Annotated in this window: 32 protein-coding genes and 1 tRNA gene; all 33 read left to right on the top strand. The window is 65.7% G+C overall.

What is annotated here, in order from left to right; translation table 11 throughout:
* Nucleotides 1-22: 22 nt before the first annotated feature.
* The 33 genes from LVB77_RS14705 (at nucleotide 23) to LVB77_RS14545 (ending at nucleotide 22,519) form a co-directional block, all read left to right on the top strand.
* Nucleotides 23-649, top strand: coding sequence for a hypothetical protein (locus LVB77_RS14705; RefSeq protein WP_232906841.1), 627 nt, complete (start codon nucleotides 23-25; stop codon nucleotides 647-649).
* Nucleotides 646-1,035, top strand: a complete 390-nt coding sequence (locus LVB77_RS14700) for a hypothetical protein (RefSeq protein WP_232906840.1) — start codon at nucleotides 646-648, stop codon at nucleotides 1,033-1,035. Before LVB77_RS14705 ends, LVB77_RS14700 begins: the two co-directional genes overlap by 4 nt.
* Entirely contained in the window at nucleotides 1,028-3,589 is a 2,562-nt protein-coding gene (locus tag LVB77_RS14695) for a DNA methyltransferase (RefSeq protein ID WP_232906839.1), read from the top strand. Before LVB77_RS14700 ends, LVB77_RS14695 begins: the two co-directional genes overlap by 8 nt.
* Nucleotides 3,586-4,620, top strand: a complete 1,035-nt coding sequence (locus LVB77_RS14690; RefSeq protein WP_232906838.1) for a DUF1376 domain-containing protein — start codon at nucleotides 3,586-3,588, stop codon at nucleotides 4,618-4,620. The genes LVB77_RS14695 and LVB77_RS14690 overlap by 4 nt, the downstream gene beginning before the upstream one ends.
* Nucleotides 4,617-6,101 carry a replicative DNA helicase gene (gene dnaB / locus LVB77_RS14685; protein ID WP_232906837.1) on the top strand — a complete coding sequence of 495 codons (1,485 nt, stop codon included), beginning with the start codon at nucleotides 4,617-4,619 and terminating at the stop codon, nucleotides 6,099-6,101. Before LVB77_RS14690 ends, dnaB begins: the two co-directional genes overlap by 4 nt.
* On the top strand, nucleotides 6,098-6,475 hold the full coding sequence (locus LVB77_RS14680; RefSeq protein ID WP_232906836.1) for a Ref family recombination enhancement nuclease: 378 nt from the start codon (nucleotides 6,098-6,100) through the stop codon (nucleotides 6,473-6,475). Before dnaB ends, LVB77_RS14680 begins: the two co-directional genes overlap by 4 nt.
* Nucleotides 6,472-6,795, top strand: coding sequence for a hypothetical protein (locus tag LVB77_RS14675; RefSeq protein ID WP_232906835.1), 324 nt, complete (start codon nucleotides 6,472-6,474; stop codon nucleotides 6,793-6,795). Before LVB77_RS14680 ends, LVB77_RS14675 begins: the two co-directional genes overlap by 4 nt.
* The gene (locus tag LVB77_RS14670) at nucleotides 6,792-7,319 is read left to right on the top strand and encodes a hypothetical protein (protein WP_232906834.1); all 528 of its coding nucleotides are present in this window, start codon (nucleotides 6,792-6,794) and stop codon (nucleotides 7,317-7,319) included. Before LVB77_RS14675 ends, LVB77_RS14670 begins: the two co-directional genes overlap by 4 nt.
* 91 nt (nucleotides 7,320-7,410) lie before the next feature.
* Nucleotides 7,411-7,484 (top strand) — tRNA-Gly (locus LVB77_RS14665).
* A 77-nt stretch (nucleotides 7,485-7,561) separates the two neighbouring features.
* Nucleotides 7,562-8,188 carry a glycoside hydrolase family 19 protein gene (locus LVB77_RS14660; protein WP_232906833.1) on the top strand — a complete coding sequence of 209 codons (627 nt, stop codon included), beginning with the start codon at nucleotides 7,562-7,564 and terminating at the stop codon, nucleotides 8,186-8,188.
* Complete coding sequence (locus tag LVB77_RS14655; protein WP_232906832.1) at nucleotides 8,188-8,511, top strand: hypothetical protein; 324 nt, start codon at nucleotides 8,188-8,190, stop codon at nucleotides 8,509-8,511. Before LVB77_RS14660 ends, LVB77_RS14655 begins: the two co-directional genes overlap by 1 nt.
* Complete coding sequence (locus LVB77_RS14650; protein ID WP_232906831.1) at nucleotides 8,508-8,741, top strand: hypothetical protein; 234 nt, start codon at nucleotides 8,508-8,510, stop codon at nucleotides 8,739-8,741. Before LVB77_RS14655 ends, LVB77_RS14650 begins: the two co-directional genes overlap by 4 nt.
* The gene (locus tag LVB77_RS14645) at nucleotides 8,738-9,145 is read left to right on the top strand and encodes a hypothetical protein (RefSeq protein WP_232906830.1); all 408 of its coding nucleotides are present in this window, start codon (nucleotides 8,738-8,740) and stop codon (nucleotides 9,143-9,145) included. The genes LVB77_RS14650 and LVB77_RS14645 overlap by 4 nt, the downstream gene beginning before the upstream one ends.
* Nucleotides 9,127-9,420, top strand: coding sequence for a hypothetical protein (locus tag LVB77_RS14640; RefSeq protein WP_232906829.1), 294 nt, complete (start codon nucleotides 9,127-9,129; stop codon nucleotides 9,418-9,420). The genes LVB77_RS14645 and LVB77_RS14640 overlap by 19 nt, the downstream gene beginning before the upstream one ends.
* 5 nt (nucleotides 9,421-9,425) lie before the next feature.
* The gene (locus LVB77_RS14635) at nucleotides 9,426-9,695 is read left to right on the top strand and encodes a hypothetical protein (RefSeq protein WP_232906828.1); all 270 of its coding nucleotides are present in this window, start codon (nucleotides 9,426-9,428) and stop codon (nucleotides 9,693-9,695) included.
* 399 nt (nucleotides 9,696-10,094) lie between these two features.
* A complete protein-coding gene (locus LVB77_RS14630; protein WP_232906827.1) occupies nucleotides 10,095-10,520 on the top strand; it encodes a hypothetical protein in 426 nt (141 codons plus the stop codon).
* Complete coding sequence (locus LVB77_RS14625) at nucleotides 10,453-12,219, top strand: terminase TerL endonuclease subunit (RefSeq protein WP_232906826.1); 1,767 nt, start codon at nucleotides 10,453-10,455, stop codon at nucleotides 12,217-12,219. The genes LVB77_RS14630 and LVB77_RS14625 overlap by 68 nt, the downstream gene beginning before the upstream one ends.
* Nucleotides 12,216-13,526 carry a phage portal protein gene (locus tag LVB77_RS14620; RefSeq protein ID WP_232906825.1) on the top strand — a complete coding sequence of 437 codons (1,311 nt, stop codon included), beginning with the start codon at nucleotides 12,216-12,218 and terminating at the stop codon, nucleotides 13,524-13,526. The genes LVB77_RS14625 and LVB77_RS14620 overlap by 4 nt, the downstream gene beginning before the upstream one ends.
* Nucleotides 13,526-14,389, top strand: coding sequence for a head maturation protease, ClpP-related (locus LVB77_RS14615; protein WP_232906824.1), 864 nt, complete (start codon nucleotides 13,526-13,528; stop codon nucleotides 14,387-14,389). Before LVB77_RS14620 ends, LVB77_RS14615 begins: the two co-directional genes overlap by 1 nt.
* Nucleotides 14,390-14,401: 12 nt before the next feature.
* A complete protein-coding gene (locus LVB77_RS14610; RefSeq protein WP_232906823.1) occupies nucleotides 14,402-15,589 on the top strand; it encodes a phage major capsid protein in 1,188 nt (395 codons plus the stop codon).
* A gap of 60 nt (nucleotides 15,590-15,649) precedes the next feature.
* Complete coding sequence (locus tag LVB77_RS14605; protein WP_232906822.1) at nucleotides 15,650-15,937, top strand: hypothetical protein; 288 nt, start codon at nucleotides 15,650-15,652, stop codon at nucleotides 15,935-15,937.
* A 179-nt stretch (nucleotides 15,938-16,116) separates the two neighbouring features.
* A complete protein-coding gene (locus LVB77_RS14600; RefSeq protein WP_232906821.1) occupies nucleotides 16,117-16,455 on the top strand; it encodes a hypothetical protein in 339 nt (112 codons plus the stop codon).
* Complete coding sequence (locus LVB77_RS14595) at nucleotides 16,409-17,125, top strand: hypothetical protein (protein ID WP_232906820.1); 717 nt, start codon at nucleotides 16,409-16,411, stop codon at nucleotides 17,123-17,125. The genes LVB77_RS14600 and LVB77_RS14595 overlap by 47 nt, the downstream gene beginning before the upstream one ends.
* Nucleotides 17,122-17,964 (top strand): hypothetical protein, encoded by an 843-nt coding sequence (locus LVB77_RS14590; protein WP_232906819.1) that lies wholly within the window; start codon nucleotides 17,122-17,124, stop codon nucleotides 17,962-17,964. The genes LVB77_RS14595 and LVB77_RS14590 overlap by 4 nt, the downstream gene beginning before the upstream one ends.
* The gene (locus LVB77_RS14585) at nucleotides 17,954-18,751 is read left to right on the top strand and encodes a hypothetical protein (protein WP_232906818.1); all 798 of its coding nucleotides are present in this window, start codon (nucleotides 17,954-17,956) and stop codon (nucleotides 18,749-18,751) included. The genes LVB77_RS14590 and LVB77_RS14585 overlap by 11 nt, the downstream gene beginning before the upstream one ends.
* On the top strand, nucleotides 18,742-19,209 hold the full coding sequence (locus LVB77_RS14580; RefSeq protein ID WP_232906817.1) for a class I SAM-dependent methyltransferase: 468 nt from the start codon (nucleotides 18,742-18,744) through the stop codon (nucleotides 19,207-19,209). The genes LVB77_RS14585 and LVB77_RS14580 overlap by 10 nt, the downstream gene beginning before the upstream one ends.
* Nucleotides 19,206-19,871 (top strand): hypothetical protein, encoded by a 666-nt coding sequence (locus LVB77_RS14575; RefSeq protein ID WP_232906816.1) that lies wholly within the window; start codon nucleotides 19,206-19,208, stop codon nucleotides 19,869-19,871. The genes LVB77_RS14580 and LVB77_RS14575 overlap by 4 nt, the downstream gene beginning before the upstream one ends.
* Nucleotides 19,868-20,209 carry a head-tail connector protein gene (locus LVB77_RS14570; protein ID WP_232906815.1) on the top strand — a complete coding sequence of 114 codons (342 nt, stop codon included), beginning with the start codon at nucleotides 19,868-19,870 and terminating at the stop codon, nucleotides 20,207-20,209. The genes LVB77_RS14575 and LVB77_RS14570 overlap by 4 nt, the downstream gene beginning before the upstream one ends.
* Entirely contained in the window at nucleotides 20,209-20,568 is a 360-nt protein-coding gene (locus tag LVB77_RS14565) for a head-tail adaptor protein (protein ID WP_232906814.1), read from the top strand. The genes LVB77_RS14570 and LVB77_RS14565 overlap by 1 nt, the downstream gene beginning before the upstream one ends.
* Nucleotides 20,558-21,055, top strand: coding sequence for an HK97-gp10 family putative phage morphogenesis protein (locus LVB77_RS14560; protein WP_232906813.1), 498 nt, complete (start codon nucleotides 20,558-20,560; stop codon nucleotides 21,053-21,055). The genes LVB77_RS14565 and LVB77_RS14560 overlap by 11 nt, the downstream gene beginning before the upstream one ends.
* Nucleotides 21,055-21,423, top strand: a complete 369-nt coding sequence (locus tag LVB77_RS14555; protein WP_232906812.1) for a DUF3168 domain-containing protein — start codon at nucleotides 21,055-21,057, stop codon at nucleotides 21,421-21,423. The genes LVB77_RS14560 and LVB77_RS14555 overlap by 1 nt, the downstream gene beginning before the upstream one ends.
* A gap of 99 nt (nucleotides 21,424-21,522) precedes the next feature.
* Nucleotides 21,523-21,993, top strand: coding sequence for a phage tail tube protein (locus tag LVB77_RS14550; RefSeq protein ID WP_232906811.1), 471 nt, complete (start codon nucleotides 21,523-21,525; stop codon nucleotides 21,991-21,993).
* A gap of 73 nt (nucleotides 21,994-22,066) precedes the next feature.
* Entirely contained in the window at nucleotides 22,067-22,519 is a 453-nt protein-coding gene (locus LVB77_RS14545; RefSeq protein ID WP_232906810.1) for a phage tail assembly chaperone family protein, TAC, read from the top strand.
* Nucleotides 22,520-22,527 lie beyond the last annotated feature (8 nt).

The raw sequence follows: 22,527 nt of genomic DNA, 5'->3' as shown, positions 1-22,527 counted from the left end.
CCGTCAGCGATACGAGGTCGCAATGACGTACATCCTTCAGGAGCGCGAACCGCGCTCCCGCACCGTCCTCCGCCATACCCGTACTGCGATCCGAGACGGCCGCCTGAAGCCGCTGCCGTTCTCCGAGCGTGTGGCCGACCGCTACCTGGCAGAGGTCGACCCGGAAGACCGGACCGTCAATCTGCGAGAGCAGGGCAGTACGGTGGAAACGGCCCTCAAGGCCAAACGGCACAACCATCAGGTCATCGACCGCTTGATCCAAGGCGTGGTGAAGGGCTTCCCGATGGACCTGGAAGAGGCCTGGATTGCTGAGTTGCCGCAACCGTACCAGGCGCAGTGCGTCAGGGATCTGGCGGCACGCCGCGGCCATGTGGCGATCGTGGACCCGCGCGCCAACACGGCGCCGGCGCAGCAGGCCGGCGAGCTGTCTGACCTGGCCCGCGAGTTCGGCGAGTGCATGGTCAAGCTGGCGCCGATCTACGCCGACGGCAAGGTGGACGCGGACGACATCCCGCACATCGCGGCGGCGGTGACAGAGCTTGGAGACCTGATCACGACCACAGTGCAGGTGCATGTGCGCCTGGTGCGCGTGCTGGCCGAGGGGCAGCCCCAGGCCGGCAACGTCACCAACCTGCAGCGGAGGGCATGACCATGGCCCTCCGCTGCGTTGCTATCGCACAAGGCTCAATCGGCCGTGCCGACGCTCGGACGCCGCACAACCTCGTAGACGTGCCTGTAGGCCTCGCTGATGGCCTTGGCATAGAGGGAAGCGCGCCCGTCGGCGGCTATGTCGATCTGCAGGTGCAAGGACCCGCGGCAAAGGGCAATGCCGGCTCGTTCGAGCAGGCGCTGCGCTTCGCGTGGTGGGCGCACCAGCTGCACAAGTTCCCCAACGTGCAGCAGGTGATAGAACACTTCGACGTCTGTCGCGCCACGGCGTACCGCTGGCGCAACGCCCTCGCGGCCGCGCACGGCATCGAATGCCCGCGGGACGACAGCCCCGACGGGACGATGGGGGAGGTGCCCCGTGATTGACCTTGACTCCTACGAGCGATTCCTACGCGCTAAGGTCGCGATCGCGCCGCGCGTAGGCTCGTCGGTCGCCACGGCAGACGTTAGCCCAGTCCTGAAGGCGCACCAGCGCGCCGCGGTGCAGTGGATGGTCGACGGCGGCCGGCGGGCCTGTTTCGCGGCATTCGGGCTCGGCAAGAGCGTGATGCAGCTGGAGTCGGTTCGGATCGCGCGTGAGCGCGCCGGCGGTCGCGGGCTGATCATCCTGCCCCTCGGCGTGCGCCAGGAGTTCGTTCGCGACGCCGCAATGCTGGGTGTGCCGGTCCAATTCATCCGGACCATCGAAGAGGCCAGCAGCTACGAACCTATCTACCTGACCAACTACGAGACGGTCCGGGACGGGAAGCTCGACCCGCGGGATTTCGCCGCGGTTTCGCTGGATGAGGCAAAGATCCTTGCGGGCTTCGGCGGGAGCAAGACGTTCCGCGAGTTCATGGCCACCATCGCCGGCGACGACCGGAAGAGCGGCGTTAAGACGCCCGGCATCCCTTATCGCTTCGTAGCGACGGCCACGCCCAGTCCCAACGAGTACATCGAAATGCTGGCGTACGCCGCGTTCCTGGGCGTGATGGACGTCGGCCAGGCCAAGACCCGCTTCTTCAAACGCAACAGCGAGAAGGCCGACCAACTGACGCTCCACCCCCACAAGGAGCGCGAATTCTGGCTCTGGGTCGCGTCCTGGGCCCTGTTCATGCAGAAGCCTTCCGACCTGGACCCGAGCTTCAGCGACGACGGCTACGACCTCCCGCCGCTCGACCTGCGCTGGCACGAACTGCCGACTGACCATGGCACCGCCGGTGCCGAGAAGGACGGCCAGGGCCGCCTGTTCCGAAACTCAGCGATCGGCGTGCAGGATGCGGCGCGTGAGAAGCGCGAGAGCCTACCCGCACGCGTGGCCAAGGTGATGGAGCTGCGCGCGGAGGATCCGGCGGCGCACAGGTTGCTGTGGCACGACCTGGAGGACGAGCGGCGCGCGCTTGAGGATGCAATTCCAGGCTTGGCCACGGTTTACGGGTCCCAGGATTTGGACGCGCGCGAGAAGACCGTGATCGCCTTCAGCGACGGTGAGATCCAGGAGTTAGCCGGCAAGCCCGTGATGCTCGGCAGCGGTTGCAACTTCCAGCGGCACTGCCACTGGGCAATCTTCATGGGGATCGGGTTCAAGTTCGCCGACTTCATCCAGGCGATCTATCGCTTGCTCCGATTCCTGCAGGACCACGAGGTCCGGATCGATTTGATCTACACGGAGGCCGAGCGCGAAGTGCGGCGGACCCTCGAGCGCAAATGGCGCCAACACGAAGACATGGTGCAGAAGATGACGGAAATCATCAGGACCTACGGACTCTCGCACGCAGCCTTAGACGGCATGCTGGAACGGTCGCTGGGTGTGGAGCGGGTCCAGGTGTCAGGTGACGGCTACACGGTCGTGAACAACGACTGCGTGCTGGAAACGAGCGCCATGGAGGCGAACAGCGTCGACCTGGTCGTGACCTCGATCCCCTTCGCGACGCAGTACGAATACACGCCCAGCTACAACGACTTCGGCCACACCGACGACAACGCCCATTTCTGGGAGCAGATGGACTTCCTGATCCCCAGCTTGCTGCGGATCTTGAAGCCCGGCCGCGTGGCGTGCATTCACGTCAAAGATCGAATCACGCCTGGCGGGTTGAATGGCCTGAGCTTCCAGACGGTGACGCCCTTCAGCGACGAGTGCGTGGCGGCCTTCACCCGGCATGGCTTCGCGTTCCTCTCCCGGGTCACCGTGGTCACCGACGTGGTCAGGGAGAACAACCAGACCTACCGCCTGGGCTGGACGGAGCAGTGCAAGGACGGCTCGCGCATGGGCAATGGCATGCCGGAGTACGTGCTGAAGTTCCGGAAGCCGCCAACCGACACCGGCAACGGCTACGCCGATATCCCAGTGCGCAAGGACAAGGCCACCTACACCCGTCCGCGGTGGCAGTACGACGCCCATGGCTTGTGGCGCAGCAGCGGCGACCGACCGCTTATGCCCGAGGACCTGGACGGCCTAGACCAATCCGCCGTGTTCCAGCTGTTCCGCAAGCACTCGCTTCGGGAGGTCTACGACTTCCGGCACGAGGTCCGTATCGCGGAGCACGTCGACCACGCCGGCTGGCTCCCCACCACGTTCATGCTCCTGCAGCCCCAGTCCTGGCATCCCGAGGTGTGGACAGACATCACCCGCATGCGGACGCTCAACAGCACGCAGGCGGCGAAGGGCAAGGAGATGCACCTTTGCCCGCTGCAGTTCGACATCGTCGACCGTGTGATCGAGCAGCACAGCATGCCGGGCGAGACCGTCCTTGACCCGTTCGGTGGGCTGGGGACCGTCCCGTACTGCGCACTGAAGCTCAAGCGAGTCGGCTACGGCATCGAGCTCAACCCGGGCTATTTCCTGGACATGGCCGCCTACTGTGCCGCGGCCGCGCGTGAGCGCTCCATGCCTGGCCTGTTCGACGCTTTGGACGCATCAGCCTTGGATAAGGCCGCATGACCGACCCCCTCGTGCCCGCCGCGGTGGACCTGCGCGACTTCCCGTACATGCCGGTGGAGTTCGGTCGCCTGTTCGCGAGCGAGACTTGGGTGCTGTCGAGCGACGCCGAGAAGGTGGCCGCCCTGACGCTCTGGGGCCGCTCCTGGATGGAGGAGCCCGCAGGCTCCCTGCCGAGCGAGGAGCGGATGCTGGCGCACCTCAGCGGCGCGGGGAAGGGCTGGAAGAAGGTGCGGGAGATGGCCCTGCGCAACTGGGTCGCCGCCAGCGACGGGCGCCTCTATCACCCCTACGTGTGCGAGAAGGCCCTGGAAGCCTGGATGGAGAAGCTGGCGCAGCGCCTGAGCAGCGGCGCCGGCAACGCCAAGCGCTGGGGCACCGAGTTCGACGCTAGCGCGCTGGAAGCGGCCATAGTCGAGGCACGCGCCTTCCTGTCGGCACTCAATCCGCAGTCCCGGGTGTTGGGCAAACGCAAGTCGCCGGGAGTCCCGTCGGGATCAAATGACAGTCCCGACGGGAATCGCATCGGCATCCCGTCGGGAGTCCCGTCGGGATCGCAAGGGAAGGGAAGGGAAGAGAAGAGATCTAAGAGCAAACCCCCCATACCCCCCTCCGGGGGGCTCAATCCGGGGCACGACGAGACGGCAGGGGATGCTGGCGATACGCCTGCGGTTGTGCCGACGGGAAAAATAACCTTCGGCACGTTCGTTGAGGCGTGCCGCGCCGCTGGCGAGAAGGCGATCCCCAAGAACCACTCCGTGTTCGACTTCGCCGAGTCGGCGGCGATCCCCCGGCTGTACGTCCGCCTAGCCTGGACCGAGTTCGCGCGAAACTACTCCGACAGCCAGAAGAAGCAGGCCGGCGTGCGCGGCTGGCGGCTGAAGTTCGAGAACTGCGTTCGGCTGAACTGGTATCGCCTCTGGTTCTTCCCGGAAGAGGGCAAGTGCGAGCTGACCACGGCCGGGGTAGGCGCCAAGCGCGACTTCCAGAGCCAGGCCCAGGCGGCTGACGACGACATGCCGGAGGCCGCATGAAGGCTAAGCGCGCCGATGCCGCGGTCCAGAAACTGCGCGTGCCGCCGCAGTCAGTGGAGGCAGAGCAGGCGGTGCTGGGCGGCCTGATGCTGTCGCCGGACGCCCTGACCAGCGTTGCCGACCTGCTCCAGCCGGAGGACTTCTACCGCCGCGACCACCAACTGATCTTCCAGGCCGTCAAGGAGCTGGACGAGAAGAAGCGCCCCTTCGACGCGGTGACCCTAGGCGAGTGGTTCGACTCGATGGGCCTGTCCGAGCAGGTCGCCGGCGGCGCTTATTTGATCGAGCTGGCCAGCACCACGCCGTCGGCGGCGAACATCCGCGCCTACGCCGAGATCGTCGCCGACAAGAAGGGTCTCCGGGATCTGATCGAGTTCGGCACGGGGGTCGTCAACGACGGCTTCGACTCCGCCGGCCGGGACAGCAGCGAGATTGCCGCGGCCGCCGCCGCGCAGTCGGCGCGCCTGGCGAGCAAGAACACCGGCAACGGCGGCCTCCGGCTGGTCCGCGGTGCCATGAAGGCGACCTGGACAGAGATCCGCGGCCGCAACGACGGCTCGCTGTCGCCGGGCCTGCCGCTGCCGCACGCCAATGCTCGAAAGCTGATCCCGGGACTCGAAGACACGGACCTGATGGTGATCGCCGCCAGGCCCGCCATGGGAAAGACCGTCATCGCGCTGGAAGTCGCGGACTACGCAGCCGAGCTGGGGCGCAACGTCGCGGTCTTCTCCCTGGAGATGGGCGAGAACCAGCTGACCCAGCGCCTGCTGTCGCGCCGGAGCGGCGTGAACGGGCAGCGCATGCGCGAGGAGGGTGGATTGCAGGACGAGGACTGGAGCCTGCTGCAGGTCGCCACCGAGGAGCTGCTACAGCTGCCGCTGGCGATCGACGCCACCGCCTCGCTGACCGTCGAAGCTATCCGCGCGCGGTGCTTCCGGATGCACAACCAGGTCGCCGGTGGCCTCGGGCTAGTGGTCATCGACTACCTCCAGCTGATCACCGGCAGCAACCCCAAGGACAAGCGCCACGACCAGGTCGCCCATATCTCCCGCAGTCTGAAGCTGCTGGCCAAGGACCTGAGTTGCCCGGTCGTGGCCGTGTCGCAGTTGAACCGCGGTTCGGAGACCCGCAACGACAAGCGCCCAACCATGGCCGACCTGCGCGAGTCGGGCGCGATCGAGCAGGACGCCGACATCATCGTGTTCGTGTTCCGAGACGACTACTACACGAAGGAGGAATGCAGTGCGCCGGGCATCGCCGAGTTCATCGTGGCCAAGAACCGCACTGGCGGCACAGGCACAATTTTCCTGCGGCATGAGCTGGAGTGCAGCCGCTTCCGGGACTACTTCGGGCCGCGACCGGTCTACAAGAAGAAGGCTGTGGACGGCGGCGGTGGCGGCGATGACGAAGACGGCTTCGATGAGCCACCGCGTCGCCGTCGTCGCAGAGGGCGAGACGCAGCTGCCGGCGGTGACGCATGAAGCGCGGCCGTTCCACGGGAAACCCCACGAAGGCGCAAGTCGCGCGCTGGGACTTCATCCGAGAGATTGGCTGCGTGTGCTGCCGGATCAACGGCATCGTGCGCCTGCCCGAGATCCATCACATGACGGTCGGCGGCAAGCACGGCCAGAAGCGGCTGGGCCACGACTTCACCTTCGGGTTGTGTGCTTGGCACCACCGCGGCGTCAACGCCTGGGGCCGCGAGGGGTGCGGCCGCTTCGCCTACGGCCCCAGCTTCGCCCTGGAGCCGACCGCGTTCCGCAAGATCTTCGGCACCCAAGAGGAGCTGCTGGAGTTCCAAAACCTGCTGCTGGCTGGCTTCGAAAAGGTCCGCACGACCGGGAGGGCTGCTTGAGCCGGAGAGCTTCCAAGGACGCAAACCACGACGAGATCGTGGAGCACTTCGAGCTGCTGGGCTGCTCGGTGGCCGAGCTGCATAACGCCGGACTCCCGGGCTGGCCCGACACCGTGGTGGGCTGCATCGGTGTGAATCACCTGGTCGAGATCAAGAACCCGGCCACGGCCTATGGCCGCCGCGGCCTCAACCCGAACCAGCAGCACTTCAGCCGGGACTGGCGCGGCGAGAAAGTGTGGGCCGTATGCAGCACCGACGAAGCCACGGCTCTAGTCCAGAACTGGCGCAGCAACGCAGCCAACAAGAGAGGATCGGAATGAACGAGAAGAAGCGCCCGATCGAAGAGCGCGTCGCCGCCATGCTCGGCCGCAGCGCCTATGCCGATCTCAGGGAGGGCACCGGTGGTACTTGCCCGCTGCAGATTCGGGACCAGGACATTGCCGCAGCACTGGGCTGGGTCTCCCAGAAGGTGGGCAAGCTGGCGCCGCTGGCGCTGGAGACCTACTACGGTTCGACGCTCGTCCACCAGAACACCCTGATGCGGGCTTGGGAGGAGAAGGAGGGCGGCCAGACGAGGGAGCAGCTGTCCCTCACGCGGCTCAGCGGCGCGCTGGCCGTGCGCGAATTAGCAGGCGCCAAGCACTGCACCACCGCCTACGCCGAGTACGCGTACCTGATCGTGTCCCGTCGAGAGGTCCTGCAACAGCGGGTGCGCGCGGCCGGAGCCTGGCTGGAAGACCTGAAGTCGACGGGCCTTCGGGAGCTCAGGGCGAAGCTTCGGGACATCTGGGAGGAGCAGGCGAAGGAGCGCGCCAAGGAGCTGGCCAAGCGCGCGGCGGCGTGAAACTGCACGCGGCACTTGACGGGACAGAAAAGACCCCATAAATTCCCAGCATCCATACAAGCCCCTGGCGAAAGCCGGGGGCTTTTTCTTTGCGGGCCTGGCCGACTGGTTAGGCAACAGCCTTCCAAGCTGATGAAGCGGGTTCGATCCCCGCGGCCCGCTCCAGCCATGCCCGGCCTCGGCATCCTCGTCAGCCGCAGCAGCGCCCGAAAGGGTCGCCGGGCACCTATAGAGGCCAGACCATGAAGGCGATCACCGCCGACTTGCTCGTGCGCGCTGTTGGCTGCACACGGGCGATGGCTGCTGTCTATGCGCCTCACCTCGCCGAGGGCTGCAGGCGCTTCGAGATCAACACGTCCGCTCGGCTGGCGGCGTTCCTGGCGCAGATTGGACACGAGTCCGGCAGCTTCGGCCGGGTGGTCGAGAACCTCAACTACGGCGCCGAAGGACTGCTCGGCACGTGGCCCAGCCGCTTCACCCGGGTGCAGGCGGCGGCGATGGCGCGTAAGCCGGAGCAGATCGCCAACTACGTCTACGCAGGCCGGCTGGGCAACACGGCGCCGGGCGACGGGTGGCGGTACCGCGGCCGAGGCCTGATCCAGAACACGGGGAAGGCGAACTACGAGGGGATCGGTGAACTGCTTCGCCAGTCAGTCGGCGGCACCCCTGACTTCGTGGCGCATCCCGAACAGTTGGAGCAGCCGCGGTGGGCGGCGCTCGCCGCATGCGCTTACTGGGCCGACCACCACCTCAGCCAACTGGCCGACAAGGGCGAGTTCGACAAGATCACTACGCGGATCAACGGCGGACAGATCGGCCGCGCCGACCGGCGCGCGCGCTACGAACAGGCCAAGAAGGCGCTCGTGTGATGGATCTGCAGCGGAGGGGAAATGGCCTGCTCCACTTCTCGCTCGGCCCCGTTGAGAAATGGGTGGCTGGAATCGTCGCCTCAGCTTTCGTGGCCGGGTGCTGGTGGTTTGTCAGCAACGTGACGGAGCAGTTGGAAAAGCTGAACTCCGCTCAGGTGACCCAGAGCACGCAGCTGCAACTACTGAACCAGCAGCTTCAGACCCTGAACCTGCAGCTCGCCGACATGCCGACGCTTCGCCAGAGCATGGTGGAGCTGAAGGTGAGGGTCGAGAAGCATGACGAGGAAATCAAGGAGCTTCGCTCCGTGAGGAACCTGAAATGAAGTTCACCACCGATGCGAAGAAGTGGCACCGGAAGTGGTCGACGTGGCTGGCACTCGCCGCGGCGTCGTCCGCCGGCGGCCTCGGCGCTTACGCAGTAGCCCCTACCCGTGCGCAGGACATGGTCCCGGACTGGGCGCTGGGCGCGCTTATCACTATCGCGATCGTCACGGCGATCCTCGTCCCGGTGGCGACCAGCCTATCTCAGGCGAAGCTTGAGGATGCCCCGTGACCAGGCTCGATCCTATCCGCCCCTATTTGGCCCTGATCAAGGTTGCCGCCGCGCTCACGATCGCGTTGGTCATGTTCGTCACTGGATGCAACCACGGCAAGCGAGAGCAGGCGGCCGATGACCGCGCGCTACTCGACGAGAAGGACCATGCCCTGCTGGAGGCGCACACCGCGCTCGGCACGGCCGCGGCGAAGTTCCGCGAGATCAGCGCCAACACCCAGGTGCAGGCGGTTGCGGCGAAGGCGCGGGCCCAGTTGGCCGATGCAGCGGTGCAGGCTGCCAAGGTCCGCGCCGATACGCTGCAGTCTCAGCTCAAAGCCGCGCAGCACGAGCTGGACGAGGCCATGACCGACCCGGACTGCCGGAAGCTACTGGAGACGCCGTCATGCGCTGCATTTCGCTGATCGCCATTGCGGCGCTTCTGTCCAGCGGCTGGACGTCCTGCTCGCGCCGCCCCGAGGCGCCGGAGCTGCCGAAGGTGGTGTATGTGCCGGTCGAGAAGATCGTCGACGTGCCCGCCGAACTGACCGCGGACTGCGAGAAGGTGCCGAAGCGTAACAACAGCCTCGCCGAGGCGGTGCGCCTGGCCAACGCACGCGACTTGGCGAACGACGAATGCACCTCCCGCATGCGCCAGATCAGGGGTCTGAAGCAGAAGCCAGCCGCCGATGGGATGTAAGTGCAATGAGCGCAGAGAAGCAATCCGCAGAAGGTCAGAGCGAGCATGGGACGCTGCCGCCGAGCGCTTTGGCTGGAAGCTCCCCAACCCCTTCCGAGTACCAGAGCCTGGCTCAGGCCGTGCAGGCTCAGGCCAGAGCGATAGAACTCCTGGTGGCGCAGAACACGATGCTCCTGGCGCTGGTGACCCAGGCCGGTGAGCAGGATCAGGATGAGGTAGATGATGCAGGCACTGGCGGCTTCGATCTCTCAGGCAATCGGATCAAGGTGACCTGATGCCCAGGTCTGCACCACGGCACAGACCCCTGCCGGCGTTAGCCAGGGTGCATCAGGCCCAGGAGTGCAAGGGGGCCTACGGTCAGGGAAGAGGCGGCCGGCCTTGGCGTCGCAAGCGCGCGCAGATCTTGCGGCGCGATTGCTACCTGTGCGTGCCATGCAAGGCTGCCGGACGCCTGACCGTGGCTACGCAAGTCGACCATGTCACGCCCAAGGCAGAAGGCGGGACGGATCAGGATAGCAACCTGCAGGCGATCTGCGACGGTTGCCACGCGACCAAGTCGCAGGCCGAGGCGGCCCGGGGGGCGGGTCGAAAGTCAGGGCAGTGATCGCCGGACACCGCCCGCCCAGTCATTTATTCACACCGTCAATTCGAAAGTCTCAGATTTTGAGAAGGTCATGTCTCGAAGCAAAAGGCCCCACAACCTGAAAGTGGTGGCCGGAACAGCCCGACCCGACCGCGGCGGTCCGCCCCTAGTGGAGTTGCCGCTAGTCCCGGATATTCCCGGGCCGCCGGACTGGTTGCCGAACGGGCATGCGATCAAAGAATGGGAGCGGCTGGCGCCGATCCTGCACGCGAACAAACTGCTGACCGAGGCGGGGCTGTCGACCCTGGGGATGCTCTGTGCCCTGCACGGGAAGATCGTGCAGCTCTACGCCGCGGGCGAGGCGCCAGTCGCGTCGATGGTCGCCCAGCACCGGGCACTGTCCAACGACTTCGGCCTGACCCCAGTAGCGCAGGGCAAGGTGAGGCCCAATGGCGACACGGAAAAGCCGAGCAACCCGTTCGGCGCGCTCGGCAAGCCCGCCAGCAAGACCAAGTGACTACGTCGATGTTGCGATCGCGTACGCGCGCGATGCTCAGGCAAACAGAGGAGGAAAACATGGCCGGCTCATCCAGCTCGCGGCCAAGCGTTTTCTGGACGACCTGACACGTGCAAAGAAGCGGGGCGGCCCCTTCTGGTTCTCCTCCGAACACGCGAATCATGCGTGCCAATGGATAGAGCTTCTGCCGCACGTCGAGGGCAAGTGGAAGAACGCTGACGGAACGGATCAGCCGCACATCCGTCTGCACCCGTCCCACGTGTGGTTCGTGGTGCAGCTATTCGGATTCCGGAAGGCGGACGGGACCCGTCGCTTCACTTCCGCGCTCTTTGCTGTAGCGCGAAAGAACGCGAAGTCGACGCTGTCAGCGGCGATCCTGCTTTACTGCGAGTGCTGCGAGGAGGAGGAGGGGGCGCAGGTCATCTCCGCAGCAACGACCGGCAGCCAAGCGCGCATCATCTTCAACGTCGCCAAGCGGATGGCGGAGAAGACAAGGGACCTTCGGGAAGCGTACGGCCTGGAGTGCTGGGCCAACTCGATCACGCGGTTCAGCACCGGCGCCAGCTTCAAGCCGATCAATGCCAAGGCTTCGACACAGGACGGTCTGAACCCGTCGCATGTGGGGCTTGACGAGATCCACGCCCACAAGACGGCGGATCTGCTGAACGTCCTGCAGTCGGCCGCGGGCGCGCGGAGCAATCCGCTCTGGCTGTTCACAACGACTGAGGGGTACGCCAACCCCGGGCCGTGGTCCGAACTTAGGCAATTCGCGAAGCAGCTCCTGGAGGGGGTGTTCGGCGATGCCGCTGACCACTTCCTGGTGCTGTTCTTCGCGGTGGACGACGCAGACGGCGACTTTGACGAGAACGCCTGGGCAAAGGCCAACCCGCTCGGTGACGCCAACCCGCACCTGCTGGCGGCGATACGAAAGGAAGCTGTAGAGGCGAAGGCGATGCCTTCGAGGCTCGCCGAGTTCCAGATCAAGCGTTTGAATCGCCCGGCGGCGGCGGCGAACGGGTGGATCCTGCTGCCGAAGTGGCGGAAGTGCGACGGGTCGGTCGACCTGCGAGCGCTCCGCGATGTTCCCTGTTGGGCTGGGTTAGACCTGGCCAGCACGCGCGACCTTACTGCACTGCGCCTCGTCTGGCGGGTTGACGAATTTCTGTTTACCTGGGGCCGGCGCTGGGTGCCGGAGGCAGCCGTGGCGCAGAGAACCGAGCGCGGCACGGTCCCATACGCGGGCTGGGTCGCGGCCGGTTTGCTGGAGCAGACCGAAGGTGACGTGACCGACAACCGGGCGATCGAGCAAGCGGTTCTGCAGGTTCGCAACGAGTTCAACCTGCAATCCGTGGCATTCGACCGGTGGAACGCTTCCGAGCTGGTCACCCGGCTTATTGAGGCGGAGGTTCCCATGGTCGAGTTCGTCCAGGGACCGAAGTCCTACCACCCGGCCATGCAAGAGCTGGAACGTAAGTACATCGCCGGAAAGCTGGCACACGGCGGCGATCCGATCCTGACCTGGTGCGCCGCTAACCTTGTTCCGCGCCGGGACGTGAATTTGAACATGGCGCCAGACAAGAGGCGCTCTGCCGAGAAGATCGACGACATGACCGCACTCCTGATGGCTGTTGGCGTGAGCCTGGCCGCGCCGCAGGAGCCTGACCTGCGTGACTTCCTCGGGAGCCCGGTGATCGGATGAAGACTGCAAAAATGAGCGGTCGCGGCTTCATCCAGGCGGCCATCCGCGGCTGTGCGCGTTGGGCAGGTATTCCGGTCGATGCTGGCGACGGCTTCGCCTACAACGCAGACAACCCGCTTCGGCCGGATCGGCCGTGTGTCTCTGCTGGCTCAGTGCTCCAGCTTTCCGCGGCGTGGGCGTGCGTGAGTCTTCTTTCGGACACGATCAGCACCCTGCCGATCGGGTTTTACGAGCGGACCAAGGACGGCCGCCGGCCGGCCGAGAATCACCCGCTGTTCTACGCATTGCGTCGTCAGCCCAATCGGGACATGACGAGTACCCAGTTCATAGGGGCGACGGTCGCTAGCCTGCTGCTCTGGGGCAACAGCTACTCGGAGAAGCTTTACCTTGGGCAGACCCTGGTCGGGCTTCGGCCGCTGGTTCCCGCCAGGACCACTAAGAAGCGTAAGCAGACCGGTGCCTGGGAATACCAGTACCGTGATCGCGACGGCAAGGTCAGGACGCTGCCTGCGTCGCGGGTGATGCACATCCCGGCGTTCTCGATCGACGGAGAGTGCGGACTCAGCCCGATCCAACATGGAGCCGGCGTTTTCAGTGCCGCCCAAGCCGCCCAGGACGCTGCCAACGCCACCTTCTCCAACGGCCTTCAGCCGACGGTGGCTTTCAAGTTTCCCCAGGTCATGCGCCAAGACCAGCGCGATGACGCGCGCGAGGCGATCAAGAAGCTGAGCGGCGCAATCAACGCCGGCAATCCGGTGATTCTGGAAGCCGGCACGGAAGCTATGGAGATCGGAATCAATCCGCAGGACGCGCAGTTGCTGGAGTCGCGGGCGTTCTCGACCGAAGAAGTGTGCAGCTGGTTCCGGGTCCAGCCCTTCATGATCGGCCGCGCCTCAAAGGGCCAGACCAATTGGGGCACCGGCATCGAACAACAGATGATCGGCTTCGTGACGTTCACTCTGGGGCCATGGCTGCGACGCATCGAGCAGGCCATCGCGAAAGACTGCCTCACGCCGGAGGAGCAGGGGCGCTACTACGCCGAGTTCGCAATTGAGGGCCTGCTGCGCGGCGACAGCGCTGCGCGCCAGGCCTTCTATGCATCCGCGCTGCAGAACGGCTGGATGAGCCGGAACGATGTGCGCCGCCTAGAGAACCTGCCACCCATCGAGGGCGGCGACATCTACACCGTCCAGTCGGCGTTGGTGCCGCTGGATCAACTCGGCCTCGCCGACTCTGCCGAGGCCCGGGCCGCTGCTGCGTTGCGCGACTGGCTTCGCTTCGATGAATCCGACCAGAGGAACTCTTAATGAGCGTCAAATCCTTGCCCGCTGCCCCCGAGGGCAGGATGCAGGCCGCGATCACCACGCCGATCCAACCCAGGGCCCTGGATCGATGGAATCCCGGCATCTGCGCGGCGGAAAAAACGGCCGACGAAGACCGAAGCATCAGCGTCTACGACGTCATCGGCTATGACTACTGGACAGGCGAAGGAGTTACCGCGAAGCGTGTGGCTTCTGCACTTCGCTCCATCGGCGAAGGCCCCGTCACCGTCAACATCAACTCGCCGGGCGGCGACATGTTCGAAGGCCTGGCGATCTACAACCTCCTGCGCGAACACAAGGGCGAAGTGACCATCAAGGTTCTGGGTCTCGCTGCCTCTGCGGCTTCGGTCATCGCCATGGCCGGCGACAACGTGCAAATCGCCCGTGCCGGATTCCTGATGGTCCACAACGCGTGGGCGGTGGCCATCGGCAACCGACACGACTTCCGGGCGTATGCCGACTACCTGGAACCGTTCGATAGGGCCATGGCGGACATCTATTCCGCCCGGACAGGCCTGGATGCCAAGGCGATCGCCAAGCTCATGGACAAAGAGTCGTGGATCGGCGGCGCCGATGCGATCGAAGACGGATTCGCCGACGAGCTGCTGCCGTCCGATCAGGTCGCGAAGAAGGACTCGAAGGCCAGCGCGTCCGCCGTGCGGCGTGTCGAATGCGCCTTGCGCGCGGCCGGCATGCCGAAATCCGACGCCATGCGGCTTATTTCCGAACTGAAGTCCAGCGCGGGTGATCCCGCTGGCAGCGGTGAGGGTGATCCCACCGAACGCGGCCGCACGGCCGTAGCAGGACAGGAGGCCCTTCTGGCCGCCCTGAAATCCCTCACCAGCTAGAGAGAATCCACCATGGAACTGAAAGACCAGATCAAGGCCGAGCTCGACAAAATCAGCGACTCGGTCAAGGAACACGCCGAGAAGGCCCTCGCCGAAGCGAAGTCCGGCCGCGTCATGGCCGAGTCCACCAAGGAGCAGGTTGATCTGCTGATGACGCAGCAGGGCGAGGTGCGCAACCGACTGCAGAACTTGGAGCAGACCGTCGCCGACACCAGCCGCGGCGGTGGCGAGCCGACCAACGAACTCCGGGCCGCGCTCGATGGCGGCCACGAGAGCATCCAGAACTTCATCAAGGCCCGGAACCAGAGCGCCCAGATCAATATCCCGGTGCCCCGCGCCGCGCTGACCAACACCGGCCCCACCGGCAACGCCCTCAACTACCCGGGTCAGCAGATCCTGTCGGCGCCGCTGCAGCCGCTGCTGCGGCGCCTGACGATCCGCGATCTGATCGCTCCGGGCCGGACCAGCAAGGCGGTCCTCTTCTACCAGCGCGAGACCGGCTTCACCAACGCGGCGGCTCCGGTGTCGGAGGGAAGCCTGAAGCCGAAGTCGGAGATCACCTTCGAGCTGATCACCGAGCCGGTTCGGACCATCGCGCACCTGATGGACATCTCGCTGCAGATGCTGGACGACGTGGAGTTCATCCAGAGCTACGTCGAGACCCGAATGCGCTACGGATTGGCGCTGGTCGAGGAGGCCCAGTTGCTCAACGGCTCCGGCACCGGCCAGAACCTGGAGGGCATCTACACGGCCGCAACGGCGTACAGCCAGCCCGCGGGCTCCGAGGTCACCGCCGAACAGGACCTGGACAAGCTGCGCTTGGCGCTGCTGCAGGTCGAGCTGGCCGAGGCATTCGCCACCGGCATCGTGCTGCACCCGACCAACTGGGCCAACATCGAGCTGCTCAAGGACGCGAACTTCCAGTACCTGTTCACCAACCCGCAGAACACGACCACCGGCCGCATCTGGGGCCGCGACGTGGTATCGACCCAGGCCATGACCCTGGGTCGCTTCCTGGCTGGCGACTTCGCGATGCACGCGCAGATCTTCGACCGTCAGGACGCCAACTTGGCCATCTCGTTCGAGAACAAGGACAACTTCGAACGCAACATGGCCACGCTGCGCGTGGAAGAGCGGCTGGCGCTGGCGATCTACCGGCCCGAGGCCTTCGTGAAGGGCACTCTGGAGTCGGCCAGCTAAGGGGCCGGTAACGCCACCGTAGGGCTGGGCGGTTGAGGCCGCCCAGCCCGGGAGCATGCGATGAGCAAAGTCAGAGTCACGGCGATCGAGCCGTTCAACAGCTACAAGCCGGGTGAGTCGTTCGAACTGCCCGAGCGCGAAGCAGAGCAGGCGCTGGCCAAGGGCTTGGTAAGGGTCGGCGGCGTAGCGACCAGCAAGGCGGCGAAGGTATCGGCCGAAGGCGTCAACCCTTCTCTGGCCGCTGGAGGGGGCAGGCGGTCGTCTGCATCGCCAGCGGCCCGAGCCTCTGCGCGGAAGACTGCCGGGCAGTCGGCCAATGGCGGACCGGAGGCGAAGGACGGCGCGTAATCGCCGTCAACAACAGCTGGCGACTGGCGCCGTTTGCGGATCTGCTGTTCGCCATGGATCGGGCTTGGTGGAACGAGTGCGGGGATCAAGTCGAAGGTGACTTCGAGTTGTGGACCAGCAGTCAGAGCGCCGCCTCGATGTGGGGATTGAACTGGGTTCGATCTGAGCCTGGAGGCGGCATGGGCCGTCGCCCAGATCGCATTCGGCAGGGCGGCAACAGCGGGTTCCAGGCGGTCAGCTTGGCACTGCATTTCGGGGCGTCGCGCGTAGTACTGCTGGGCTACGACATGCAGTTCACTGGCGGACGGAAGCATTGGCACGGCGACCACCCCGACAAGATGGGTAATCCGCTGCCGAAGCGGTTCCTGGACTGGCGGCAGCGCTTTGCGGAACTAGCGCAGCAGTCTACGGTGCCGATCATCAACGCAAGCCGGGAAACAGGCTTGAGCTGCTTCCCGAGGATGGACCTGGATGCGTGCTTGGCTGAATCTGCGACATGCGGTGCCCGCGCGACGTGAGGCTTTCGCGCGAGGCTTGGGGCGTCTCGGATACACCGTAATCGACGGGTTGACCTTCAGGCCCGGCGCCAGCGACATCCTGGTCACCTGGAATCGCATCCGCGACGGGCACACCGCGGCCTGCGCCTTCGAGTCGCGAGGCCTGCCGGTGCTGGTTGCGGAGAACGCGAGCTGGGGCAACGATTTCCAGGGCGGTCATTGGTACACGCTGGCGCGCGGATTCCACAACAAGGCCGGCGCCTTCCCGGTGGAGGGTCCCGAGCGGTGGGACGCGCTCACGGTGGAACTGGCGCCGTGGCGAAGGAGTGGCGAGACCGTGGTCTTGCCGCAAAGGGGCATTGGCCCGCCGGGCATCGCAATGCCGCTCAGTTGGACGGAGCGTGTACACCGCGAGGTCGGCGGCCGCATTCGGAAGCACCCCGGCCAGAGCGCGGCACGGCCACTTTGCGAGGACCTGGCCCAGGCGGGACGGGTGGTGACCTGGGGTAGCGGCGCCGCGATCCGGGCGCTGATGTGGGGCATTCCGGTGCGTTCGGATATGCCGGGCTGGATCGGAGAACAGGACAACACCGGCGCCGGGCGCTTGGCAATGCTCCGGCGTCTGGCTTGGGCGCAGTGGCAGCTGCACGAGATCGCAACCGGAGAGCCGATGCGGAGGCTGCTGTCGTGAATCTGCTGGTGACCGGAAAGGGTGGTGCAGGCAGTTGGACCGTCCGCGGGGAGCAGCTCGGAACTGCGCTCGGTGCCACGGTCCGCCCGAACGCCAGCCGGCAGGACATTGAGCAGTGCGACTTGGCCGTGGTGGTCAAGCGCACACCAGAGCCGCTCATTGCCGCGCTGCGCGCCGCGCGCCGGCCGTGGGTACTGGACGTGGTCGACTTCTATCCGCAGCCCCTGGCGAGCCAGTGGAGGCGGGCCGAGGCCATTCGGTGGGTTCGGCGCCGGATAGCAGATCTGGCGCCGACCGCGCTGATATGGCCGAACCAGCAGATGGCGGACGACTGCGGGATCGATCTTCCGTCGGTGGTGCTGTACCACCACCACCGGCCAGGCATCGACCCCAATCCGATTCGCGCTCAGGTTGGAACGGTCGGTTATGAGGGCGCGCCGGCATATCTGGCCGAGTGGCAGCCGGTACTGGAAGCCGAGTGCCGGCGGCGCGGTTGGCGGTTTCTGGTGAATCCGCCTCGGCTGGCGGACTTGGACATTGTGATCGCGCTCCGCGGTGGCCAGTGGTCTGGATACGTGCCGGCGCACTGGAAGTCGAACGTGAAGCTGGCGAATGCCCACGGCAGCAGTACGCCCTTCATCGGACAAGCCGAGTGCGGCTACCGGGAGACGGCGGTCGGCGGCGAGCGATTCGTGTCGACGCCGGCGGACTTGCGTGAGGCGCTGGATGCGTTGACGCCGCATGCCGCGCGCTTAGCGGCGCATCGGCGGTTCGCGACCGGCCGATACCAGGTTGAGGACGCTGCGGCAGATCTGCGGCGGTTCCTGCATGCGCTGTGAGCTGCTGCTGTCGGACGAAGCGATGGCCGATCGCGGCCGGAAGATGCTGGAGGCGATGGCCGCGGCTGCGCCGGCCGCCGGCATCGATCTCGTAGTGTCCAAGAAGTGGAGCCGCGCGGCGCCGGTGCTTATGACCTACGGCCTCGGGCACCCCGCGCGCCGCGAGTGGACCCGGAAACATGTCGCCGCCGGCGGCCGGCTCATCGGCTGGGACCTGGGCTACTGGGACCGGGATACTCCATTGCGCTTCCACATGCGGCTGACCCTAGACGCCGAGCACCCTCACCGCTGGATCCAGCCCGAGCCAGCCGAACGGTTCGATGCAAGCGGGATTGTGCTGCGCGAGGACGCCGATCCGTCGGGTCCGATCGTCCTGTGCGGGCTGGGCGCGAAGCAGCGGAAGCACAAGGGATACACCGGTCAGGCTTGGGAGTTGCGGACCCTGGCGCGGCTGCGCAAGCGGTTCGGTCGGGGGCGAATCGTCTATAGACCCAAGCGCCCGGAGCAGGGGCTGCCGGGCTGCCCGGTCTGGAATGGGCAGCTAGAGGACGTGCTGCGCGGCGCGGCACTGCTGGTGTGCAGTCATTCAAATACCGCGGTGGACGCGTGCATTGCTGGCGTGCCGGTGGAGTGCGAGGACGGTGCCGCGCTGGCGCTGTACTGCGGCAACCCCTACCCGAGCCGTGAGCAACGGCTGGAATTTCTCAGGAGCTTGGCCTGGTGGCAGTGGAAACCAACGGAGGCAGCAGCAGCTTGGGCGTTCATTCGGCAGAAGCTGTGCGCCTGAATCTTGGCGCCGGCCACAAGAAGATCCAGGGCTGGACCTCGGTCGACCTAACCGGGGAACCGGACGTGCGCGCGGACGTGCTGCACCTGCCGTTCCCGGATAACTACGCCGACGCCGTGATGGCGATCCATCTGCTGGAACACCTCTTCCGCTGGGATGCACCTGCCGCGCTGCGGGAGTGGCGCCGCGTACTGAAGCCCGGTGGTCTGCTGATTCTGGAACTGCCGGACCTGATCAAGTCCTGCCAGAACGTGATCGCCGAGGCCGGCCAGCGCATGGGCGTGTGGGGCCTTTACGGTGATCCGGGCTACCGGGAGCCGCTGATGGTTCACCGCTGGGGCTGGACGGCCGAGGAGCTGGCCGGCGAGCTGCGCGCGGCGGGGTTTGTCAAGGTGAAGCGGCGCGAGCCGGAGTTCCACAAGAAGGGGCGCGACATGCGTCTGGAGGCGAGGGCGTGATCCACCTGTTCTGCGGCTACGAGGCGCGCGAGGCGCTCGGGTTCCATGCCTTCGTGGCCAGCGTGCTGTCGCAAGCCAGCCAGCCCGTCAGCATCGTTCCGCTTGCCGAGATGGGGCTGCCGCGAGGGAGCAACGCGTTCACGCTGTCGCGCTTCCTGGTGCCATTCCTGACGGGTTACCGCGGCCATGCGATCTTCGCCGATGCCAGCGACATGCTGGTGACGGCCGACATCGCCGAACTCGACGCCTTGTTCGACCCTCGCTTCGCAGTGCAGGTTGTGCAGCATCCGAACTACCGGACCCGCCACCAAATTAAGTACCGCGGCACGGCTCTGGAGACCATCAACACCGAGTACGCCCGCAAGAACTGGGCGAGCGTGATGCTGATCAACTGCGAACATCCGGCATGGAGCGGAATCACACCGGACAGCCTTGCCGGCGCCAAGGTCCTGGACTTGCTCCAGCTGGTGCACTGCGATGGTGCCGTCGGCGCGCTGCCGGATTGCTGGAACCGTCTGGTGGACGAAGGCCACCCGGTGGAGGGGGCGAAGCTGATGCATTGGACCGCAGGCATCCCCGGATTCCCCGCCTACCAAGACGCGCCGGGGGCGGAACAGTGGTTCTCGGCGATGCGCTCAACCGACTTGAGGGCTGCGGCATGAGCGTCGTGACGGTTGCCCAGGTAAAGAAGCACCTGCGCCAGTTCCACGACATGGACGACAACTTGCTGCAGATGCTGTTGGACGGTGCCGAGGACGAGCTGAAGCGCTACCTCGACCGCGACGAACTGCCGCGGCGCGACGACGGCTGCGCCGGATGCGAGTCCGATAGCACCCTAGACCCAGCTTCCGACTCGGACGACCTGGCGCCTTCCGTTCGCATGGCGGTTTTCTGCTACGTGCAGGCCATGTACGACGGCACCAGTCCCGAAGACCAGATCAAGCTGCGGGAGGCGGGCCGATCGATGTGTGTCTCCTACCGCTGCCAGTTGGGGGCCTGATGCTCACCCAGCGGCTGCGCCACCGGATCGACATTGAACAGCTGGTCGACCTGGAAGACTCCAACGGCTTCGCCCAGCAAGGCCCGCAGGGCGAACCCCTGCGGCAGTGGGTCGCTGTTCTGGAAGGCGTGCCGGCCGAAGTGGCGCCAAAGTCGGCGCGCGAGTTCGTTGAGTCAGCTGCACCGCAAACCGAGACCGCCGGTCGAATGACCATCCGCACACCCTCTGTGCCGATCACCAGCGACATGCGGGTGGTGTGGCAGGGGAAGACCTACAAGCTGCTGGGCGTCTTGCCTGACCCCAGCGACCGCCGATGGCTGACCCTGATCTATAGCTTGGGATTGAACGATGGGGAGTGAGTCGTTCATCAAGGGCGCAGCGGAGGTAGAGCGGAAGCTCCGTGCCCTGTCGCCCCAGCTACAGCGCAAGGCGCTGAACCAGGCAATGCGCAAGGGCATGGCGCCGGTAAAGCGAGCTGCAGTGACGCGCGCGCGCGCCTTCGACGATCCGGCAACGGCGCAGAGCATCGCGAAGGAGATCGTGATCCGCTCGAACCGCCGGAAGGGGCGGCAGCTGGGAGGCTTCGTGGTCCAGGTGGGCGTCCGCGGTGGCGCTAGGGCCTACGTCAGCAACAAAGGCAACCGGCGCGCCGGACGCGTAGGCAAGTCCTACGAGGGCGGTGGCAACGTATTCCACTGGCGATTCCTTGAGTTTGGTACGGCCAAGATGCGGGCCCAGCCTTTCATGCGGCCGGCTTTGTCCGAGAACGTCGATGCCGTCACCAACATCACAGTGAGCGAACTGAGCGCGGCAATCGACAAGATCATCGCCAAGGGGGGCTTCTGATGTACCCGCCGCTGTTCGATACGTGTGAGGCGAGCCCGGAGGTTCGTGCGCGCCTTGGATTCGCGCCCGTTCGGATCTATCCGCACGGTGCAGCGCCTCAGGGCGTCGCCAGGCCGTACGCGGTGTATCAGATCGTGACCGGCCTCCCGGCCAACTACCTCGGCGACCTGCCGGACTGCGATTCCTACACGACCCAGGTCGACGTCTATGGAAGCGATCCCGAGTCCACCGCCGCGGCCGCGCGGTCGATGCGCGACGCGTTAGAGCCAGTTGCCTACGTCGGCGCCTGGCGCGGTCAGTTCAAAGACCCCGACACGACCCTTTACCGGTACAGCTTCGACGTCGACTGGCAGGTCCTTAGACTCTGAATCCCCACCCCCGGCACGCGCGCCGGGACCAAGGAAAGCAAGCCCGCCTCGTGCGGGTTTTTTGTTGCGCATGACACAAACCCTACCGAGGAACACACCATGGCCAAGCTGACCAAGGGGACGGTGCTCTACGTCATCGACCCCGCCGACGATTCCATCCTGATCGTGGGTTGCGCCACGAACATCGACGGGATCGACACCACCCTGGAGCAGGTGGAAACGACCTGCCTGGAGGACTCGGCTCGCACCTACGTCGCCGGCATGGCGACGCCGGGCGCCGCGACCTTTACCATCAACTTCGACCCCGACGACGCCTCCCACGTGCGCCTGCACCAGATGAAGGTCGCCGGCCTTACGCTGAAGTGGGCCGTCGGCATCGGCATCGGCGATCCGCCCACCGCCGTGGACAGCAACGGCGAGTTCGAACTCCCTGGCACCCGGCCGTGGATCGAGTTCGAAGGCTTCATGAACAGCTATCCCTTCAGCTTCCCCCTGGCCGGCCTGGTCACGTCCAACGTCGGGATCCAGGTCTCGGGCGAGCCGACGATCACGCCGCGCTCCAATCCGTAACGGCAGCTTTCCCCTGGGGTGTCCGGCACTGCGCCTGCCGTCGCATCCGGCCCCCGCCTAACGGCAGACCATCATGGACCTGAAACAGCTTCAGGCGATGGGCGCGTTCGTGCCCAGGACCCTGTTCAAATGCGATATCGCAGTCAGGTATCGCCCGCTGAAGCCCACAGAGGAATGGGCAGACCCGGGCGAGCCGGAGCGCCAGGAGGAGATCGTTGAGGAGACGATCACGACCTGGGTGCGCAAAAAGTCTTCGGCCGACTCCATCGAGATATTCCAGGCCGACGAGCGAGAGCGCCCCCTGGTGGCGGTCTACCGCTGCATCTGCAATGCCGACGGTTCGCCGCTATTCGAGAGCCTGGACCAGGTCCACCAACTCGAAGATTGGCTGATCCTGCCTCTGATCATCGAGGTCAACAAAGTCAATCACTTCGCCGCAAAAAAATCAGTGCCGAAGACGAGTTCTGGTGTGAGTTCGCGCTCGCCTTCGGCGGCCGGTCGATTGCGGAATGGCAAGAAGCGATAAGCGATGAA

The sequence above is a fragment of the Lysobacter sp. 5GHs7-4 genome (assembly GCF_021284765.1).
Lineage (GTDB): Bacteria > Pseudomonadota > Gammaproteobacteria > Xanthomonadales > Xanthomonadaceae > Lysobacter.
Note: the sequence above shows the minus strand (reverse complement) of the source record. Positions and strands in the feature narration are given on the sequence as shown.

Coding starts and splice junctions, on each gene's coding strand:
- LVB77_RS14555 (WP_232906812.1), top strand. CDS start 21,055: ATGTACCCGCCGCTGTTCGATACGTGTGAGGCGAGCCCGGAGGTTCGT.
- LVB77_RS14610 (WP_232906823.1), top strand. CDS start 14,402: ATGGAACTGAAAGACCAGATCAAGGCCGAGCTCGACAAAATCAGCGAC.
- LVB77_RS14650 (WP_232906831.1), top strand. CDS start 8,508: ATGAAGTTCACCACCGATGCGAAGAAGTGGCACCGGAAGTGGTCGACG.
- LVB77_RS14640 (WP_232906829.1), top strand. CDS start 9,127: ATGCGCTGCATTTCGCTGATCGCCATTGCGGCGCTTCTGTCCAGCGGC.
- LVB77_RS14595 (WP_232906820.1), top strand. CDS start 16,409: ATGCGTGCTTGGCTGAATCTGCGACATGCGGTGCCCGCGCGACGTGAG.
- LVB77_RS14670 (WP_232906834.1), top strand. CDS start 6,792: ATGAACGAGAAGAAGCGCCCGATCGAAGAGCGCGTCGCCGCCATGCTC.
- LVB77_RS14705 (WP_232906841.1), top strand. CDS start 23: ATGACGTACATCCTTCAGGAGCGCGAACCGCGCTCCCGCACCGTCCTC.
- LVB77_RS14585 (WP_232906818.1), top strand. CDS start 17,954: ATGCGCTGTGAGCTGCTGCTGTCGGACGAAGCGATGGCCGATCGCGGC.
- LVB77_RS14635 (WP_232906828.1), top strand. CDS start 9,426: ATGAGCGCAGAGAAGCAATCCGCAGAAGGTCAGAGCGAGCATGGGACG.
- LVB77_RS14605 (WP_232906822.1), top strand. CDS start 15,650: ATGAGCAAAGTCAGAGTCACGGCGATCGAGCCGTTCAACAGCTACAAG.
- LVB77_RS14550 (WP_232906811.1), top strand. CDS start 21,523: ATGGCCAAGCTGACCAAGGGGACGGTGCTCTACGTCATCGACCCCGCC.
- LVB77_RS14545 (WP_232906810.1), top strand. CDS start 22,067: ATGGACCTGAAACAGCTTCAGGCGATGGGCGCGTTCGTGCCCAGGACC.
- LVB77_RS14620 (WP_232906825.1), top strand. CDS start 12,216: ATGAAGACTGCAAAAATGAGCGGTCGCGGCTTCATCCAGGCGGCCATC.
- LVB77_RS14660 (WP_232906833.1), top strand. CDS start 7,562: ATGAAGGCGATCACCGCCGACTTGCTCGTGCGCGCTGTTGGCTGCACA.
- LVB77_RS14615 (WP_232906824.1), top strand. CDS start 13,526: ATGAGCGTCAAATCCTTGCCCGCTGCCCCCGAGGGCAGGATGCAGGCC.
- LVB77_RS14625 (WP_232906826.1), top strand. CDS start 10,453: ATGGCGACACGGAAAAGCCGAGCAACCCGTTCGGCGCGCTCGGCAAGC.
- dnaB (WP_232906837.1), top strand. CDS start 4,617: ATGAAGGCTAAGCGCGCCGATGCCGCGGTCCAGAAACTGCGCGTGCCG.
- LVB77_RS14680 (WP_232906836.1), top strand. CDS start 6,098: ATGAAGCGCGGCCGTTCCACGGGAAACCCCACGAAGGCGCAAGTCGCG.
- LVB77_RS14600 (WP_232906821.1), top strand. CDS start 16,117: ATGGGCCGTCGCCCAGATCGCATTCGGCAGGGCGGCAACAGCGGGTTC.
- LVB77_RS14565 (WP_232906814.1), top strand. CDS start 20,209: ATGCTCACCCAGCGGCTGCGCCACCGGATCGACATTGAACAGCTGGTC.
- LVB77_RS14700 (WP_232906840.1), top strand. CDS start 646: ATGACCATGGCCCTCCGCTGCGTTGCTATCGCACAAGGCTCAATCGGC.
- LVB77_RS14690 (WP_232906838.1), top strand. CDS start 3,586: ATGACCGACCCCCTCGTGCCCGCCGCGGTGGACCTGCGCGACTTCCCG.
- LVB77_RS14560 (WP_232906813.1), top strand. CDS start 20,558: ATGGGGAGTGAGTCGTTCATCAAGGGCGCAGCGGAGGTAGAGCGGAAG.
- LVB77_RS14655 (WP_232906832.1), top strand. CDS start 8,188: ATGGATCTGCAGCGGAGGGGAAATGGCCTGCTCCACTTCTCGCTCGGC.
- LVB77_RS14630 (WP_232906827.1), top strand. CDS start 10,095: ATGTCTCGAAGCAAAAGGCCCCACAACCTGAAAGTGGTGGCCGGAACA.
- LVB77_RS14570 (WP_232906815.1), top strand. CDS start 19,868: ATGAGCGTCGTGACGGTTGCCCAGGTAAAGAAGCACCTGCGCCAGTTC.